Below are 15,545 nucleotides of genomic sequence, written 5' to 3'. Positions count from 1 at the left end.
CGACCCTATCGGGAATTCACCTGGGATTGTTCCCGGATCTCTCCACGGGCCGTGCGTCGATCGCGGTACGGACTCAGATGCCGACCTTGATGCGCGCGAAGCGCTTCAGGGTGACACCGGCCTCGTCCAGAACCTTCTGGACCGACTTCTTGTTGTCCAGCGCGTACGGCTGGCCGAGCAGCGTGGCGTCCTTGAAGAAGCCGTTGAGGCGACCCTCGACGATCTTGGCGATCGCGGCCTCGGGCTTGCCCTCGGCGCGGGTGGTCTCCTCGGCGATACGACGCTCGGACTCGACGACCTCGGCCGGGACCTCGTCCTGGGAGAGGTACTTCGGCGCGAAGGCGGCGATGTGCTGGGCGACGCCCTTGGCGACCTCGGCGTTCGGCTTGTCGAGCTCGACCAGGACACCGATCTGCGGGGGCAGGTCGGGCATGGTCTTGTGCATGTAGGCGAGCACGAAGCCGTCGGAGTACTGCGCGAAGCGGTCCAGGACGATCTTCTCGCCGAGGGTGGCGTTGGCCTCGTCCACGAACGCCTGGACGGTCTTGCCGGCCTCGATCTCGGAGGCGAGCAGGGCCTCGAGGTCGGCCGGGTTCGTCTTGGCGACGTGCTCGGCGATGGCCTGGGCCACGGCCTGGAACTTCTCGCCCTTGGCGACGAAGTCCGTCTCGCACTTCAGCTCGACGAGGACGCCGGAGGAGTTGTCGTCGGCGATGATGGAGACCACGGCGCCGTTCTCGGCGGAGCGGCCCTCGCGCTTGGCGACGCCCTTCTGGCCCTTGATGCGCAGCGCCTCGACGGCCTTCTCGACGTTGCCCTCGGCCTCGTCCAGCGCCTTCTTGCAGTCCATCATGCCGGCGCCGGTGAGCTCACGGAGCTTCTTGACGTCGGCGGCGGTGTAGTTCGCCATGAGTCTGTGAGTCTTTCTCGAAGTCTGGAAGATCTTCAGATCCGCACGGTATTGCGTTCCACATGTAGTCGCGGAACACATACGTCGTGCCGACCTACGGGTGAACAGCGGGGGCGGACTTCACCGCGCCGAGGCGCTGGTGGATGCAAGTGCCGCCCCCGCCGTCGATCGCTGACCGACCGGCGTCAGGCCTGCTCGCCCTCGGCGGCCTCGGTGGCCTCGGCGGCCTTCTCCTCGGCCGGAGCGGCCTCGGCGGCCGGGGCCTCGGCGGCCGGAGCAGCCTCGGCGGCCGGGGCCTCCTCGGCCTTCTTCTCACCCTCGAGCAGGTCGCGCTCCCACTCGGCGAGCGGCTCGCCCGCGGCCTTCTCGCCCTTCTCACCGGTGGCGACGCGAGAGCGGGAGATGAGGCCCTCGGCGACGGCGTCGGCGATCACACGGGTGAGCAGGGTGACGGAGCGGATCGCGTCGTCGTTGCCCGGGATCTTGTAGTCGACCTCGTCGGGGTCGCAGTTGGTGTCGAGGATGGCGACGACCGGGATGTTGAGCTTCCGGGCCTCGCCGACCGCGATGTGCTCCTTCTTGGTGTCCACGATCCAGACGGCGCTCGGCACCTTCTGCATCTCGCGGATACCACCGAGGGTCTTCTCCAGCTTGGCCTTCTCGCGCGAGAGCACGAGGAGCTCCTTCTTGGTCAGACCGGAGGAGGCGACGTCCTCGAAGTCGATCTGCTCGAGCTCCTTGAGGCGCTGCAGACGCTTGTAGACGGTCGAGAAGTTGGTGAGCATGCCGCCCAGCCAGCGCTGGTTGACGTAGGGCATGCCGACGCGGGTGGCCTGCTCGGCGATGGCCTCCTGCGCCTGCTTCTTGGTGCCGACGAACATGACCGTGCCGCCGTGGGCGACGGTCTCCTTGACGAACTCGTAGGCGCGGTCGATGTACGACAGCGACTGGAGCAGGTCGATGATGTAGATGCCGTTGCGCTCGGTGAAGATGAAGCGCTTCATCTTCGGGTTCCAGCGACGGGTCTGGTGACCGAAGTGGACGCCGCTCTCCAGCAGCTCCCGCATCGTGACGACGGCCATGGCCGTATCTCCTTGAGTTCTCGGTTGTGCCGCGAATGCCGGACGGCTTCCGCGCCTGACGCCCGCGATGCGCCGTGCCGCTGAGGACCGAGAGGCGCTGACACCGACCGCTGAACGGCCCGGTGTCGGGGCGTGCGAAGTCGACCCGGTGACCCGGATCGCCAGAAGAAGTGTACGGGACCGCCGAGGCACCGGGTGACGCCGCTCTCCACAACCGGGGAGTAGTCCACAGACTCCGGCCATGATCGGTGGAGGTGGGGGACGGTTTGTCGCATGCGAGAAGCGACACGATGCACGGCGTGGTGGACGGCCCTGCTGCTGGCCCTGGCGGCCCTGACCCTGGCCCCGCCGGCCTGGGCGGAGCCCCCGCCCCCGGCACCCGCTCCGGCCCCCGTCCGGGTGCCGCCGATCGCCCGCGCGTGGCCGGTGGGCGTACGACCGGTGGTCCTACGGGGCTGGGAGCCCCCGTCGACCCCGTACGGCCCGGGCCACCGAGGCGTGGACCTGTCGGCCCCGGCGGGCTCCCCGGTACGGGCGGTGGCGCCGGGCCGGGTGTCCTTCGCGGGGCGGGTGGCGGGACGGGGTGTGGTGTCGGTGGAGCTGGCGGGCACGGATCTGCGCACGACGTACGAGCCGGTGAGTCCTTCGGTGGAGAAGGGCGAGGAGGTGCGGGCGGGGGATGTGGTGGGCACGGTCGAGGCGCCGGGTGCTCATTGCCCGACGACATGTGTCCACTGGGGTCTGCTGCGGGGCGAGACCTACATGGACCCGTTGCTGCTGTTGCCGCCGTGGTTGCTGCGGAGGGGACCGTCGAGACTGCTGCCGGTGCTGGGCGTGCCGCTGCCGTCGTAGCTGCGGGCAGTCGTGCCGCTGGGGGCGGCTCCCGTCCCGGGGAAAGGCGGCACCCTGTCAGCGCCGGCAAGCGTTCCGACACCCGGCCGGCCTCGGTACAGGGCACCGTGCAGGCACCAGGGCAGCCCAGCGCACCCGGCCTCAGCCCTTCACACCCCGCAGCACCATGGCCACGGCCGCGTCGGTGATGGCCGCAGGATCCTCCGCCGCCCCCAGCTCGATCCTCCGTACCGCCGCGTCCACAACCCCCTGCAGCAGCATCGCCGCCAACCGAGGCTGCTCGTGCCCCATCTCCCCGAGCGCCTCGACGATCATCGTGACCAATCCGCCGTGCGCCGCCCGGATCTTCTCCCGCGCCCCCGCGTCCAGCTCACTCGCCGAGATGGCCACGACCGCCCGGTGCCGCCGGTCCCCGACCAACGCCAGCTGCTGCCGTACATAGGCCTCGACCTTGCCCTCGGCCGAGTCGGCGAGCTCCATGGCCGCGGCCACCTCCGCCGCCCACAGCGGGAAGTCGACCTCGCACAGCTCCTCGACCACGGCGGCCCGCGACCGGAAGTACTCGTACACGGACGACCGTGCGAGCCCCGTCCGCTCGGCGAGGGCCGGGAAGGTCAGCGCCTCCGTCCCGCCCTCGGACAGCAAAGACCGAGCCGCGTCCAGCAGGGCGGCTCGCTGCATCGACCGGTGCTCGGCCACGGAGGCCGCTCGAATCCTTGGCACGTCGACCACTTTACGGACGCCCCGAGCCGAACGGGAGAGCCACTCACCCGCACAGACCTCACCGGCACGAACTCCCCGGCCGGGCGCCGGTCTCACTGCCCGAAGCTCGCCAGCTTGGCCCGCAGCTGGAGCACCGACTTGGTGTGGATCTGACTGACCCGGCTCTCGGTGACGCCGAGCACATTGCCGATCTCGGCGAGCGTGAGCCCCTCGTAGTAGTACAGCGTGACCACGGTCTTCTCCCGCTCGGGCAGCGTGTTGATGGCCCGCGCGAGGAACCGCCGCAGCTCCCGGTCCTCGGCCACCTCCACCGGATTGTCCGCGGCGGTGTCCTCCAGTGTGTCCATGAGGCTGAGCCGGTCCCCGCCCTCGCCACCGACGTGCAGCAGCTCCTCCAGGGCGACGACGTTCGCCAGCGACAACTGGCTGAACACGGCGTGGAGTTCGTCGACCTCCATACCCAGTTCGGCGGCGACCTCGCACTCGTTCGGGGTGCGCCGCAGCCGCGCCTCCAGCGTGGCGTAGGCCCGCTCCACGTTCCGCGCCTTCTGCCGTACCGACCGCGGAATCCAGTCCAGCGCCCGCAGCTCGTCGATCATCGCGCCCCGGATCCGGGTGATCGCGTACGTCTCGAACTTGATCTCCCGGTCGATGTCGAACTTCTCGATCGCGTCGATCAGCCCGAAGACCCCGGAGGAGACGAAGTCGGCCTGCTCCACGTTGGGCGGCAGGCCGACGCTCACCCGGCCGGCCACGTATTTCACGAGCGGCGAGTAGTGCAGGATCAGCTGCTCCCGCAGGCGGTCGTCCCCCGTCGCCTTGTACGACCGCCACAGCTCGTCGAGCGTCGAGGGAGCGGGCGGCCGCACGCTGCCACCGTCGCGGGCGGCTGGGGGGATCGCCGCCCGGTCTGACCCGGAGGTGTGCTGGGGCATTCGTCGCCTTGTGCCGTTCTGCCGTGAAGTGCTGTGAAGTGCCAGGGAGAGAGATGAGAAAGGGGAGGGGGCGTTGGTCGGTTTGGTGGGCGAATGGGCTGCCTGGGTGAGCTGTCGGTCTGATGTCGAGTTGACGCGATCTGTGTCTGCCTCTGCGTGAGCGTAGCGTGACTGAGGTGTCGCGGTGTGCGAACAGTGAGGCTCCACCCGTGCGCGGGGCCTCCGGCCGGTCTCGCGGGCGCGTTCCGTGACTCGCTCTGCGTGACCGGCCGGTGGCGCCAACTCCGGGAAACTCCAAGGGCGTCGGGCATTCCCCCGGACGGCCGAACACCCTGGGTCAGCGGGGGCCGCGACCGGTACGGACCGACATCACCGCCTGGCGTGTCAACTTCCAGCCGTCGCCGTGTCGTTCGACGTAACCAAGTGCTCGGAGTTCGTACAGTCTCGCGATCGCCTCGTCCCGGGTGGTCCGCGCGCCGAGCGCGATGTCCGCCGCGGTGGCCGGCCGGTCGCCGGGCAGGGCGGCGAGCACGGCCCGGGCGGCGGGCTCCAGCAGATCGCGCGGGAGCACGGGCCCGCGCCGGACCGGTGCCAGCTCACCCATGTCACCGACGAGTTCCACGACCTCCGCGGCATCGGTGACCAGGGTGGCTTCGCCGCGCAGCAGTTCGTGCACACCGGCGGAGAGGGCGCTGGTGACGGGGCCGGGCACGCCCATGGTGAACCGGCCCAGGCGCTGCGCGGCCCGGACGGTGGACAGGGAGCCGCTGCGGTGAGCGGCCTCCACGACGACGGTGCCTCTGGTGAGCGCGGCGATGACGCGGTTGCGCAGGATGAACCGGCTCGGCGTCGGATGGTCCCCGGGCGGCAGCTCTCCGACGACCAGTCCCTGTTCCGCCATCCGGTCGATCAGCGCGGCGTGACCGCGAGGGTAGGGCCGGTCGACGCCGCAGGCCAGGACGGCGACGGTGGCTCCGCGGGCGGCGAGCGCACCCCGGTGAGCGGCCCCGTCGATCCCGTACGCGCCACCCGACACCACCACCCACCCCCGCTCGGCGAGTCCACCGGCCAGGGTGGCGGCGGCATGGGCGCCGTACTCGGTACAGGCCCGCGCACCCACGACGGCGACGGACCGCAGCGCCCACATCCGCAGACTGGGCCGCCCCCGCACCCAGAGCCCGAGCGGCCGGGCGTCCCCGAGATCATCGAGCTGCCGAGGCCACTCCGCGTCCTGGGGCCCCACGAACCGCGCCCCCACCCCCCGGGCCACCTCAAGATCCCGCTCAGGCTCGGCCCGCCGCGCCCGCGCGACCAGCCCGGCCCACCGCACCGCACTCACCCCCGCCAACGCCTCCCCGCCACACCGCAACCGCCGCACCACCTCCCCCACCCCGGACTCCCGCACCCACCTCCCTCCGACCTCGTCCCCCGGCTCGATGACCCGGGTGAGAAAGACCCGCCCGAGCAGGTCGGGGTCGGGGCCGTCGCCCGCGGTCATGTGAGCGCCCCGATGGCCATCGGCACCCCGCGGGGGACTCCGGTGCGCAGTTGCAGGGCGAGCGCGACGTCGGTCGCGTCCGGCCGGTCGTGCCCGACGAGGTCGGCGACCGTCCAGGCCACGCGCAGGACCCGGTCGATCCCGCGGGCGGTGAGCACGCCCCGCTCGAGGTTGCGCTCGGCCTCGTCCATCGCGCCGAGCGCCGCGTGATAGCGGCTGCGCAGCTCCCGGCCGGGTACTTCGCTGTTGGTGCGCCACGGGGTCCCGGCGAGACGGGCCGCCGTACGCTCGCGGGCCCGTCGTACCCGGTCGGCCACGGTCCCCGTGGACTCGCCCCGGGCCCCTGGTTCGGTGAGCTCGGCCCGGGTGACCGGGTCGACCTCGACGCGCAGGTCCACCCGGTCCAGCAGCGGCCCGGAGAGGCGTGACTGGTAGCGGCGGATCGCCGACGGCGGGCACTCGCACAGCGAGTCGCGTTGCGAGAAACGTCCGCAGGGACAGGGGTTGGCCGCCAGCACCATCAGGAAGCGTGCCGGGAAGCGGACGACGCCGGCGCTGCGCGCGATCACGACGTGCCCCGACTCCAGGGGCTGGCGCAGGGCGTCGAGGGCCTGGCTGTGGAACTCGGGCGCCTCGTCCAGGAAGAGCAGGCCCCGATGAGCGAGGGAGACCGCGCCGGGGCGTGCGATGCCGGGGCCGCCGCCGACGAGCGACTGCATGGTGGCCGAGTGGTGCGGGGCGCAGTAGGGGGCGACGTCGATGAGCGGCTTGCCCGGTGGCAGCAGTCCGGCCACCGAGTGCACCGCCGTGACCTCGAGCGACTCCTCCCGCGTGAGCCGGGGAAGGACGGCGGGCAGCCGTTCGGCGAGCATGGTCTTGCCCGCGCCGGGCGGGCCCTCGAGGAAGAGGTGGTGTCCGCCCGCGGCGGCCACCTCCACGGCCGTACGGGCCGAGGTCTGGCCGACGACGTCCGCCAGGTCATGATCGTGCTGTGCGGCACCGACGCTGTGCATGCCGGTGGCCGCACCCGTGCCGGGCATGCGCAGACCGGCCAGCAGCGGATCCGGGCGTCCCAGCTCATCGGGTTCTTCCTCGGGGACGGGCTCCTCGGTGAGGACCGCGACGAGCTGGCGCAGGCTGCGGACGCCGAGCACGGACACGCCGGGGACCAGCGAGGCCTCGGCGGCGGCGCACTCGGGTACGACCACTTGCTCGTATCCGGCGTCGGCGGCCGCCAGCACCGCGGGCAGGATGCCCCGCACCGGCCGTACCCGGCCGTCCAGGCCCAGCTCTCCGATCATGACGATGTCGGCGAGGACGCGGGGGTCGATGCGTTCGGCGGCGCCGAGCACCGCGCAGGCCACGGCCAGGGCAATACCTGAACTGAGACGCTCCTTAAACGCAAACGGCCCACGGCGGTGTTACCAGCACCAGCCGGGGCCTGACGGAACAACCTGATCGCAACAGGAGTCCGCTGTGCTTCAGCTTCTCATGTCCCCTCGCACCTCTCGTAGTGTGCGTGGCTTGATCGGCTCGCTCGTCGAGTCGGCGGCCGACGCCATCCGCGCCATCGCCCCCGCTGCCGAGCAGGCGGCCGAGGACGTCATCGCCCCGGACCCGGCCGACGTCTACACCCTCGACGAGATGCCGGAAACCGACGTCATCGAGGCCGCCGCCCGCGAGTACGAGCGCGCCGCCGACCAGGCCCGCCGCGCCGACCGCGGCAAGCGCGCCGCGAAGAAGGTCCTCGACAAGCTCCCGGCCGGCCTCTACGGCACGTGGCGGATCTTCCGGACCCCGTCGTCCCGGCAGACGCCCGACCTCGCCGAGATCACCCGCATCTTCAAGGCCAACGGCCTCGGCCCGGTCCCCATGAAGCCGTGCGCGCCGTCCCTGAAGGTCGAGCTGGTCGAGGCCGCTCCCGCCGACGAGACCCTGACGGTGGTGGCTGCCTGATGAACGCCAAGGCCCCCACCGTCCCTGGCCTCGACCTCACGCCGACCGGCCACGCCCTCCCCTATATCCCCGAGCCGCCGCGCGAGCACCCCGAGAACACGACCGCCCGGCCGAGTGAGGGCGTCGACTTCGGCAAGCTGACTGCCGCCCTGCCCGAGGTGGTCGACGAGGCCATGCGGGAGACGCTGCCCGACTACTACACGCCCGAGAAGGCCGCGCAGCTCGCGGAGGGCGCCCTCGCCAACCTCCGCGAGATGTACGAGGCCAAGGCCGCCGCCACCGCCTGTGGTGTGCGATGAGCAGCCGTAAGGCCACGCAGGCGCCCGCCAACACGGCGGGCGCCCTGCCCCCGGCCGCCACCGAGTGCGCCGAACTGCGCTCCCTGCTCGCCGCCATCCGCGAGGCGATCGCCCTGCCGTTCCACACCGCCGACTACGAGCGGCGGCTGGTGGAGCGCGTCAGCTGGGCGCGGACCGTCGCCGACGCCGTCCTCGACAACCCTGGTGAGGACATCGGCTGGAACGCCGATTACCTCCGCAGCAAGCTCACCGCCGAGCAGGCCGAAGCCGCCGAGCGCGAGAAGAACAAGTGCGGCCGCTGCCGTCAGCCGTTCGACCCCACCGACACCCGGTTCGACGGCCACGCCCGCCACGGCGAGACACCCTGGTGCCGGTGGTGCGTCGACCGCTGCCACGAGTCGACGGACGCATTCCACGCCTGCCCGATCTGCGACCCGAACAGGCGCGGGGGTGAGGGCCAGTGAGCACGCCGAACGAGCCCCGTACCGCGCAGGTCAGCGTGTTCGTCACCAAGTCCCTGGAGATCGACGAGCCGGACTGGTGCGCGGGTCACACCAACGACCGCGCCGAGTACAAGGTCGACATCACCCACTTCGGTCCCGAGCAGGTCATCCCCGGGCCCGACGGGGGCGAGTTGTTCCGCGCGATGCTCGCGCAGGCGCCCTTCGCCGAGCGCGCCAGCACCGACGTTCAGCTCTACGTCGAGACCGGCGACTTCACCGGCTCCTACAACCCCGACGAGGTCAGCGCACTGGCCGACGCGCTCGCCCAGGCTGCCGAGCAGCTGCGCGCACTCGGTCGGGAACTGGCCCGGGTCCTCGACGGGGGCAGCCAGTGAGCGGTTTCGTCCGCCGGCCGACCGAGGCCGCCGCCATCCGCGCGGCGGCCCGGTCCACCCGGCCCCTCCCCTCCGTTCCCGCCTTGCTGGCCGCGCTGCTCGTCGCGAACGACCGCGGCGACCGCGAGGCCGTGACCCTGTGCGCGCACCGAGTTGTGCGCGTCGCCGCCCCGGAGGTGGGCGAGCAGTGAGCCTCCGCGACCGCATCCGCGAGGCCGCCTACAACGCGGCCACCACCAGCACCGGCGACCCGGCCGGCGCCCGCCGCGCCACGCAGGCCGCCTCCGTCTTCGCGCAGGCCGCCTCCCGGCACGGGCACACGGGGACGGCCGCCGCGCTGTCCTCGCTCGGCGCCGTAGCCGTGGCCGCCGAGGGCGCCCTGTCCAACTACGTCTATCCGCCCGGCGAGTACGCCACGTTCCGTAAGGACGCACCACAGTGACCAGCGCCACCGTCAGAAGAGAACTCACCTGGGGACAGGGCATCGTCCTCGGCGTGGCCGCAGCCGTCATCGCCTCCGTCGGCGGGTTCGGCGCCTGGGGGACGTACAGCAACGTGATGGCCCAGTTCCACCGGCAGGCGACCGCGGCCGGTGTCGTCGCCGCCGGCGAGGGCCTCACCCTGATCCTCGCCCTCACCATGCTCGGCCTCACCATGCTCGGCCAGGCCGCGCCGAGCGTGATCCGCGCAGGCCTGTGGCTCGCCCCGCTCACCGCGTGCTTCACCGGCCTGTCCATGGCCGAGACGTACACAGACGCCGTGGTGTACGCCGTCACCCCGCTCGCCATGTCCGGGGCCGCCGAAGGCCTCGGCCTGATCTCCCGCCGGATCGTCGTCTACCGGACCGGCCGCGACGCTGAGGCGGACCGCCGTAACGCCGACGTCGTGCAGCGGCTGGCCTATCAGCAGGCGCTCGCCAACGGACACCCCGACGAGGGAAAACGAGAGGACGCGACCCGGAACGCGTGGAAGCTGATCGGCCGGGTCGGGGTCGGTGACCCACAGCTTGCCGAGGGCCTGACCGAGGTGTCCCGCGACAAGCTCACTCAGGGCGCCAGCGTCGCTCTCGGCCGGATGCTCGCCCTTCCCCAGGGTGATGCGCCCACTCCGGCACCCATGGCGCGGCCGGCGTCCGCGACGGAAGCTCTGCGCCGTCAGTTCGCCGGCATGGACCCGGCCGAAGCGATCCGGTTCGCGGCTGATGCGCGACCTGATGCGCCCCCGGCCGAATTGGCCGCGATCCTCGGCACGTACGACGTCCACGTGGACGCTGTCGCGGTCGCCCTGGTCCTCGGCACCCGGCCGCCGGAGTACGAGGTGGACCGTCCTGATGCGGCTGATGCGCCGCAGGTCACCGCGCTGGAGCCCCTCACCGCCGAGGGCGCGATCGTCGAGGCCGCATCCGTTCTCGGCCCGGACGCATCAGCCCGCGAGATCGCCGAGCACGTCGCCCGGAACCGGCGCCTTGTGGTGACCGAGCCCTACGTGCGGACGGCCCTGTCGAGGGCGCGCAGCAAGCAGCAAGACGACACCCACCGCGACAACATGGAAGGCGGATACGTCTGATGCGCGCGCTCATCTTCGGTGCCCTCCTCGGGCTGCTACTCCTCTTCCCTCCGCTGCTCGCGTTCGTGGCGGCCGTCGCCGCGGCGGTCGTCTGCAAGCCGCTGGTCGTCGCGTTCACCCTCGGTCTCGTCGCCCGTCCGCACCTGCACCGGTTGCGGCGGTGGTCGCGGTGAACGAGTCCACCCCCTTGGCCAAGGCCGAGGCCGCCGTGACCGAAGCGGCGACGAACACCGACGTCATCCGGCTCGCCCTGGCCGCCGTCGAGCTGGCCAAGACCGCCCAGCAGCAGCCGACCTCCGTGGTGCAGCAGACCACGCAGCCCTTTGACACCAGGAAGTGGCTGACGATCGGCGGTCTCGTCATCGTCGGCGGCTGCGTCGCCTGCTTCCTTGCCGCCGCGCTCGCCCTCGTCGCCGTCGCGGTCGCCGTCGGCGGTGCCTGCGCAACGGCCTGCCTGCTCATCCTCCGTGCCCTGTGGCGTGACTTCCAGAGGGGGCGGTGACGTGAGCTTCAGCGCAGGTGACCGCGTCCTGATCGCGCGGTGTGAGGACGACTCGCGGGCCGTCGGGAAGACCGGCGAGATCGTCGACGAGGTTCTGCCGGGACCGCTCACCCAGGGCCGGTGGACGGTCAAGGTGAACTTCTGGATCGGCACCGTCCTCTGCCACTCCCACGAACTCAGCAAGGGCGACTGACCTGCCCTTCCGTCCTCCGCCAACCACGGTCACCACGACCGCGGTTGCGGGGGCGCGGTGGGGCCGGACAGTCCGGTCCAGACAGGAGAGTTCCCATGACCCGCGCGCAGGCCCTCGCCGAGGCCATCGCTGCCGCCGCGAAGGCCAAGTCCCTCGCCCGCCAGGCCCACGACGCGGCCACGTACACGGAGAGTCAGGGGCGTACCTCGGTCTACACCACGGCCAGCGCGGCCTGGGCGGATGTCTCCCGCTCGTACACGGCCCTCGCCGAGCAGCTGGCCGCCGTCGAGAAGCCGGAGGCCTGACATGCCGGTGTCCAAGCACGACCCGTACAACGCCCGCGAGATCGCCCGGATCATCGCGCTCGGGATTCGGATCGAACGACGCCGCGCCTACGGCAAGCCCACGGCCGCGCTGGAGCGTCAGGCCGACCAGATCCGCGAGAACGCGCAGAAGCGTGAGGACGCCCGCGGACGCAAGTAGCTACACCCGGGACGGCCGTCTCCCGGCCAGGACACCGGCCGTCCCGGGCCTCCGTACCCCAGCAAGAGGCAGGAAGACCACCAGCATGACCGTGACCCTGATCAAACCGGAAGGGGACGCCCCCCAGGACGGCCAGCACGCCGCCGCGCCCGAGGCGTCCCCGACCCGTCCCGAACGACGCCGCGCCCGCTACCGGCGCATCGCCCAGGCCGCCCTCGAAGACGACCGCGTCCGCACCGCCGGACGCCTCGCCGTCCGCCACGCGTCCTACACCGCCGGAGGCGTCCGCGTCGTAGGACGCCGAATGTGGGACGGCCGCACCGCGTCCCGATACGAGCGCATGATCCGCGCCGCCGAATCCGCCGGCCTCCTCGAAGAAGTCAAGGAGTGGGAAGCCCGCGGCCACGCCTTCCGGGCCGCCCGGCACAAGCGGCGCATGGACATGCTCCAGCTCGCCCTGAACGCACCGAAGGCCGTGGCCTCCGGCACCGCGGCTGGCGGCGGCATCCTGCTCATGCTCGGCATCCTGCTCGCCTGGGCCAACCACAACATCCGAGACGTCCTCACCCCGATCGAGACCATCGTCGAACTGGTCCAGTGGTGCGCATTCATCGGCGGCGTCATCTGGGGACCGCTGATGTTCGCCGCCCCATGGATCGGACTCGCCGCATGCTGGACCGTCGGCCAGCACCGTCACACCGCACCCCAGTGGGCTTTGCCCGTCAGCGCCCGTACCATCGGCGACGCCATCACCCCGTCCATCGTCGTCGTCGCCTTCCGCGACCTGGGCATCTCCGCCCTGCGGAAGGCCATCGAGGGCATGGGCGACGTCGGCGCCGCGATGCTCTCCGGCATCAAGACCGCCGGCTGCGGCGTCGAGGTCGACGTTCACCTGCCATCCGGCGTCGACACCCTGGAGATCCAGAACAAGCGGCGCAAGCTCGCCGAGAACCTCAACCGGCACGAACACGAGGTGTTCATCACCATCCCGCCGCAGCCTCGTACCGTCCGGTTGTGGATCGCTGATTCCGGCGCTCTCGACGAGCCGATCGGCCCGTCGCCGCTCATGCTCGACGAGGACGCGACCGCCGACTACTACACCGGTGCGGCACCGTGGGGGCAGAACCTGCGCGGTGACCTGGTCGACGTCAGCGTCTTCCAGCGGCACATCCTGCTCACCGGCCTGTCGAACCAGGGGAAGACGGCCGCTCTTCGCGCCCTCGCGCTGTGGCTCGCCCTCGACCCGACCGTGGACTTCTACATCGCCGACCTCAAGGGCGTCGGCGACTGGCGAGCCTTCCTGGGGCTGGCCCAAGTCCTCATCCAGGGCCCGACGGACGACCATGTCGCCCAGGCCACCGACATGGTCGAGTGGGGCGTCGAAGAGATGCAGAAGCGCATCGCTCTCCTCGAGGAGTCCGGATCCACCGAGGGCGTTACCCGCGAGATGGCCCGGACCGACCCGCGGTTCCGTCCGATCGTCCTGATCGTCGACGAGGCCCAGGTCGCCTACGGCTGCACGGCGAAAAGCCTTGATGGAAGGCCCTACGGCGGCGCGAAGGCCACCAGTCGCTACTTCCAGGCCGTCAAGAAAATCCATGATCAGGGGCGTGCCGTCAACGTCACGATCTGGGAAGGCACCCAGGACCCGACCGACGAGAACCTGCCCAAGCGGTCCCGCGAGGGCAACCACATCCGCGGCAGCCTCGTCCTGGGCACCGAATCGCAGGCCAAGATGGCGCTTGGTGAAGCCCCGGTCGATGCCGGCGCCGCACCGCACCGGCTGCGCCGCGACCTCGACCGTGGGACCCTCGTCGTCGCCGGCGGCGTCAAAATGGAGCCCGGACAGGTCTCCGTGACCGTCCGCACGCACTTCCTGTCCGGAGACGACGCCGTCGTCCTCACCGACCGGGCCAAGGCTCGCCGCGAGACCGTCGCCACGGTCCACAAGCTCGAAATCGTCCAGCCCGTCGACCATCTCGCCGACCTGGCCGCCGTCGTCGGCCGGGAACAGTTCGTGCGGACCACCGAGGTCATCCACCGGCTCAAGACCCGCAACCACGCCGTCTACGAGCACTGGAACGGCCCCCGGGTCAAGGCCCTCCTCGTCGAGTACGGCGAGGACACCAGCCTTCGGGACGGCTACCCGGTGGTGAAGCTGGACAGCGTCGAGAGGGCCCTCGACCGGCGCGAGAGCGAGCTGGCAGAGGCTCAGTGACCTGGCAGTGGGCAGTGACTTTTCACTCGGAAGGTCACTGCCCCGCCTCACTGCCGTTGATCAGCAGAAATGGCGATCAAGGGAGGAAGTGGCACGACCTCAAGGGACGCCGAGTGGTCCAGGAAGCGGCCTCTCTGCCATCCTCCGCAGCCTCACTCACTGATGCTCGGGCACAATGTGCCTTCCGCGCAGAACAGCCTCTGGAGCAGCCGTGAGTGTCCTGGAGTTCATCTCCTCCGTGAAGTGGCCCATCACCCTGCTGATCCTCGTGGGCTTCACCAGTTGGCAATCCAAGCGCAACCCCGGCATATCCGAGACCATCAAGTCCTTCGTCATGTCGAGGAACTTCCGACTCCAAGCCTTCGGTGCGGATGTTGAAGCCACCAAGGCGGAAACGACAGCAGCAGCAGCAGGAGAGCTTGCCGCCCGCACCGACGAGGAACTCGCCCAAGCGGCGCAGCCGACCACCACAGGCCAGCCTGACGTGGCGCAGATCCGACGCGAAGCTGTCGAAGCGGTCATGACCAGTGCCGCCCAATGGGGTTGGGCAATGGCACAGATGGGATTCAAGAACCCGCCCAACCCGGCCATCCAGTGGAACGCTGACGGACAACCCGAGATCGGATTCGCTTCTGTAGTCGACCTGGACCGGCTGGGAGACAGGGACCGCACTCTGACGCACTGGCTGCAGCGTGTGGACCACGCACGGCGTGGTCAGGGGACGTCCACTCCGCCGGAAGCATGAACCACACTGGCCTCATGGAGTCCCAGATTCTGCGGCCCGGCCACCTCACCGCCCACCAGACCGCCGAAGTCCTCGGCATCACCCTGGAAGGTGTCCGACAACTCGTTCGCCGCCGCCAACTGAAGCGCTCCAGCGGCAGCCCACGCCAACCCTGGTACGCCGTCGCAGACGTGACTGGCCTCGCTACCAAACAGGCAGCGAGCAAGGCCGCTTGAACGAGAGACTCAGTCCATGTCCCTTGACGATGCCGACATCCCGGACTCCTTACGCCGGATCATCGTGCGCAACCAAGACCGCTTCGATAACCGGGCGCCGCTGGCCGCCGAGACGTCGCCACGGTGCACCCTGTCATTCGTGTGGGAACGCGCCGACGGCCACTGGGTGACGCTCGCCGATCTCTGGGCCGACGGCCCGATCCCTATCCCAGCCATAGGCGAAGTCGTCCAGCTGCACGAGGAGTACGTTCGCGTTCTCGATGTCCGTACCCAGTACGACCTCACCGAGGACGGGCCGGTGAAGGGGCGTGTCGAGGTCTTCACCATCGTTTTCGTAGAGCCGGCCACGGCGCCTCTGAAGGAGAAACTCGTGACCGACTCCAGCAACACCGTCGAGGCCTGCGGCTGCGGCGGCTACCGCGTCATCACCCCGGTTCGCCCCGGCATCGACCCGAAGACCGTCCACCACAACGCCGGCGGCAATGAGGCGCCCTGCCCCAACGACCGGTGACGGAGCGGGCCTTGGCACG

Annotated in this window: 22 protein-coding genes and 1 pseudogene; 17 read left to right on the top strand and 6 right to left on the bottom strand. The window is 70.7% G+C overall.

The window, feature by feature from the left end:
• Positions 1 to 73: 73 nt before the first annotated feature.
• Together tsf and rpsB are read right to left on the bottom strand one after the other, a co-directional pair.
• Complete coding sequence (gene tsf / locus ACH47Z_RS18345) at positions 74 to 910, bottom strand: translation elongation factor Ts (RefSeq protein WP_399074707.1); 837 nt, start codon at positions 908 to 910, stop codon at positions 74 to 76.
• Between the two features lie 185 nt (positions 911 to 1,095).
• A complete protein-coding gene (gene rpsB, locus ACH47Z_RS18340) occupies positions 1,096 to 1,992 on the bottom strand; it encodes a 30S ribosomal protein S2 (protein ID WP_399074705.1) in 897 nt (298 codons plus the stop codon).
• A 273-nt stretch (positions 1,993 to 2,265) separates the two neighbouring features.
• On the opposite strand from rpsB, the gene ACH47Z_RS18335 reads away from it, so the two are divergent.
• Positions 2,266 to 2,844 carry a murein hydrolase activator EnvC family protein gene (locus ACH47Z_RS18335; protein WP_399074703.1) on the top strand — a complete coding sequence of 193 codons (579 nt, stop codon included), beginning with the start codon at positions 2,266 to 2,268 and terminating at the stop codon, positions 2,842 to 2,844.
• A 141-nt stretch (positions 2,845 to 2,985) separates the two neighbouring features.
• Here the strand turns inward: ACH47Z_RS18335 and ACH47Z_RS18330 are convergent, their stop codons facing one another.
• From ACH47Z_RS18330 to ACH47Z_RS18315, 4 genes and pseudogenes are all read right to left on the bottom strand, one after another.
• Positions 2,986 to 3,543: a TetR/AcrR family transcriptional regulator gene (locus tag ACH47Z_RS18330; RefSeq protein ID WP_399074848.1), complete on the bottom strand. Its 558-nt coding sequence runs from the start codon at positions 3,541 to 3,543 to the stop codon at positions 2,986 to 2,988.
• 116 nt (positions 3,544 to 3,659) lie between these two features.
• A complete protein-coding gene (gene whiG, locus ACH47Z_RS18325; protein WP_225099267.1) occupies positions 3,660 to 4,502 on the bottom strand; it encodes an RNA polymerase sigma factor WhiG in 843 nt (280 codons plus the stop codon).
• 337 nt (positions 4,503 to 4,839) lie between these two features.
• On the bottom strand, positions 4,840 to 6,000 hold the full coding sequence (gene dprA / locus ACH47Z_RS18320; protein WP_399074701.1) for a DNA-processing protein DprA: 1,161 nt from the start codon (positions 5,998 to 6,000) through the stop codon (positions 4,840 to 4,842).
• Positions 5,997 to 7,382, bottom strand: a pseudogene (locus ACH47Z_RS18315) (YifB family Mg chelatase-like AAA ATPase); the annotation flags it as partial. The pseudogene ACH47Z_RS18315 and the gene dprA, both read right to left, overlap by 4 nt.
• 133 nt (positions 7,383 to 7,515) lie before the next feature.
• Between ACH47Z_RS18315 and ACH47Z_RS18310 the strand changes: the two are divergent.
• From ACH47Z_RS18310 to ACH47Z_RS18235, 16 genes are all read left to right on the top strand, one after another.
• A complete protein-coding gene (locus ACH47Z_RS18310) occupies positions 7,516 to 7,956 on the top strand; it encodes a hypothetical protein (RefSeq protein WP_399074699.1) in 441 nt (146 codons plus the stop codon).
• Positions 7,956 to 8,255 (top strand): hypothetical protein, encoded by a 300-nt coding sequence (locus ACH47Z_RS18305; RefSeq protein WP_399074697.1) that lies wholly within the window; start codon positions 7,956 to 7,958, stop codon positions 8,253 to 8,255. The genes ACH47Z_RS18310 and ACH47Z_RS18305 overlap by 1 nt, the downstream gene beginning before the upstream one ends.
• A complete protein-coding gene (locus tag ACH47Z_RS18300) occupies positions 8,252 to 8,719 on the top strand; it encodes a hypothetical protein (RefSeq protein ID WP_399074695.1) in 468 nt (155 codons plus the stop codon). Before ACH47Z_RS18305 ends, ACH47Z_RS18300 begins: the two co-directional genes overlap by 4 nt.
• Positions 8,716 to 9,093 (top strand): DUF6907 domain-containing protein, encoded by a 378-nt coding sequence (locus ACH47Z_RS18295; protein WP_399074693.1) that lies wholly within the window; start codon positions 8,716 to 8,718, stop codon positions 9,091 to 9,093. Before ACH47Z_RS18300 ends, ACH47Z_RS18295 begins: the two co-directional genes overlap by 4 nt.
• Complete coding sequence (locus ACH47Z_RS18290) at positions 9,090 to 9,284, top strand: hypothetical protein (RefSeq protein ID WP_399074691.1); 195 nt, start codon at positions 9,090 to 9,092, stop codon at positions 9,282 to 9,284. The genes ACH47Z_RS18295 and ACH47Z_RS18290 overlap by 4 nt, the downstream gene beginning before the upstream one ends.
• On the top strand, positions 9,281 to 9,535 hold the full coding sequence (locus ACH47Z_RS18285) for a hypothetical protein (protein ID WP_399074689.1): 255 nt from the start codon (positions 9,281 to 9,283) through the stop codon (positions 9,533 to 9,535). Before ACH47Z_RS18290 ends, ACH47Z_RS18285 begins: the two co-directional genes overlap by 4 nt.
• The gene (locus ACH47Z_RS18280) at positions 9,532 to 10,659 is read left to right on the top strand and encodes a hypothetical protein (protein WP_399074687.1); all 1,128 of its coding nucleotides are present in this window, start codon (positions 9,532 to 9,534) and stop codon (positions 10,657 to 10,659) included. The genes ACH47Z_RS18285 and ACH47Z_RS18280 overlap by 4 nt, the downstream gene beginning before the upstream one ends.
• Positions 10,659 to 10,832: a hypothetical protein gene (locus ACH47Z_RS18275; RefSeq protein WP_399074685.1), complete on the top strand. Its 174-nt coding sequence runs from the start codon at positions 10,659 to 10,661 to the stop codon at positions 10,830 to 10,832. Before ACH47Z_RS18280 ends, ACH47Z_RS18275 begins: the two co-directional genes overlap by 1 nt.
• Entirely contained in the window at positions 10,829 to 11,161 is a 333-nt protein-coding gene (locus ACH47Z_RS18270) for a hypothetical protein (protein WP_399074683.1), read from the top strand. Before ACH47Z_RS18275 ends, ACH47Z_RS18270 begins: the two co-directional genes overlap by 4 nt.
• Before the next feature lies 1 nt (position 11,162).
• Positions 11,163 to 11,354, top strand: coding sequence for a hypothetical protein (locus ACH47Z_RS18265; RefSeq protein WP_399074681.1), 192 nt, complete (start codon positions 11,163 to 11,165; stop codon positions 11,352 to 11,354).
• A gap of 95 nt (positions 11,355 to 11,449) precedes the next feature.
• Positions 11,450 to 11,659 (top strand): hypothetical protein, encoded by a 210-nt coding sequence (locus ACH47Z_RS18260; RefSeq protein ID WP_399074679.1) that lies wholly within the window; start codon positions 11,450 to 11,452, stop codon positions 11,657 to 11,659.
• 1 nt (position 11,660) lies between these two features.
• Positions 11,661 to 11,837: a hypothetical protein gene (locus ACH47Z_RS18255; protein ID WP_399074677.1), complete on the top strand. Its 177-nt coding sequence runs from the start codon at positions 11,661 to 11,663 to the stop codon at positions 11,835 to 11,837.
• 85 nt (positions 11,838 to 11,922) lie between these two features.
• A complete protein-coding gene (locus ACH47Z_RS18250; RefSeq protein ID WP_399074675.1) occupies positions 11,923 to 14,055 on the top strand; it encodes an FtsK/SpoIIIE domain-containing protein in 2,133 nt (710 codons plus the stop codon).
• Positions 14,056 to 14,266: 211 nt separating this feature from the next.
• Entirely contained in the window at positions 14,267 to 14,800 is a 534-nt protein-coding gene (locus tag ACH47Z_RS18245; RefSeq protein ID WP_399074673.1) for a hypothetical protein, read from the top strand.
• Between the two features lie 14 nt (positions 14,801 to 14,814).
• Positions 14,815 to 15,015, top strand: coding sequence for a hypothetical protein (locus ACH47Z_RS18240; RefSeq protein WP_399074671.1), 201 nt, complete (start codon positions 14,815 to 14,817; stop codon positions 15,013 to 15,015).
• Positions 15,016 to 15,079: 64 nt separating this feature from the next.
• The gene (locus tag ACH47Z_RS18235; protein WP_399074669.1) at positions 15,080 to 15,526 is read left to right on the top strand and encodes a hypothetical protein; all 447 of its coding nucleotides are present in this window, start codon (positions 15,080 to 15,082) and stop codon (positions 15,524 to 15,526) included.
• Positions 15,527 to 15,545 lie beyond the last annotated feature (19 nt).

Origin of the sequence: Streptomyces sp. NPDC020192 (genome assembly GCF_044388685.1) — a bacterium.
In the GTDB taxonomy this organism is placed as follows: domain Bacteria; phylum Actinomycetota; class Actinomycetes; order Streptomycetales; family Streptomycetaceae; genus Streptomyces.
The sequence above is the reverse complement of the archived record's forward strand: the minus strand, read 5'-3'. Positions and strand labels throughout refer to the sequence as shown.

What these genes read in the sequence shown, in the direction of transcription:
- tsf (WP_399074707.1), bottom strand. Translation starts at nt 910, where the DNA reads ATGGCGAACTACACCGCCGCCGACGTCAAGAAGCTCCGTGAGCTCACC.
- rpsB (WP_399074705.1), bottom strand. Translation starts at nt 1,992, where the DNA reads ATGGCCGTCGTCACGATGCGGGAGCTGCTGGAGAGCGGCGTCCACTTC.
- ACH47Z_RS18335 (WP_399074703.1), top strand. Translation starts at nt 2,266, where the DNA reads ATGCGAGAAGCGACACGATGCACGGCGTGGTGGACGGCCCTGCTGCTG.
- whiG (WP_225099267.1), bottom strand. Translation starts at nt 4,502, where the DNA reads ATGCCCCAGCACACCTCCGGGTCAGACCGGGCGGCGATCCCCCCAGCC.
- dprA (WP_399074701.1), bottom strand. Translation starts at nt 6,000, where the DNA reads ATGACCGCGGGCGACGGCCCCGACCCCGACCTGCTCGGGCGGGTCTTT.
- ACH47Z_RS18305 (WP_399074697.1), top strand. Translation starts at nt 7,956, where the DNA reads ATGAACGCCAAGGCCCCCACCGTCCCTGGCCTCGACCTCACGCCGACC.
- ACH47Z_RS18300 (WP_399074695.1), top strand. Translation starts at nt 8,252, where the DNA reads ATGAGCAGCCGTAAGGCCACGCAGGCGCCCGCCAACACGGCGGGCGCC.
- ACH47Z_RS18275 (WP_399074685.1), top strand. Translation starts at nt 10,659, where the DNA reads ATGCGCGCGCTCATCTTCGGTGCCCTCCTCGGGCTGCTACTCCTCTTC.
- ACH47Z_RS18260 (WP_399074679.1), top strand. Translation starts at nt 11,450, where the DNA reads ATGACCCGCGCGCAGGCCCTCGCCGAGGCCATCGCTGCCGCCGCGAAG.
- ACH47Z_RS18255 (WP_399074677.1), top strand. Translation starts at nt 11,661, where the DNA reads ATGCCGGTGTCCAAGCACGACCCGTACAACGCCCGCGAGATCGCCCGG.
- ACH47Z_RS18250 (WP_399074675.1), top strand. Translation starts at nt 11,923, where the DNA reads ATGACCGTGACCCTGATCAAACCGGAAGGGGACGCCCCCCAGGACGGC.
- ACH47Z_RS18240 (WP_399074671.1), top strand. Translation starts at nt 14,815, where the DNA reads ATGGAGTCCCAGATTCTGCGGCCCGGCCACCTCACCGCCCACCAGACC.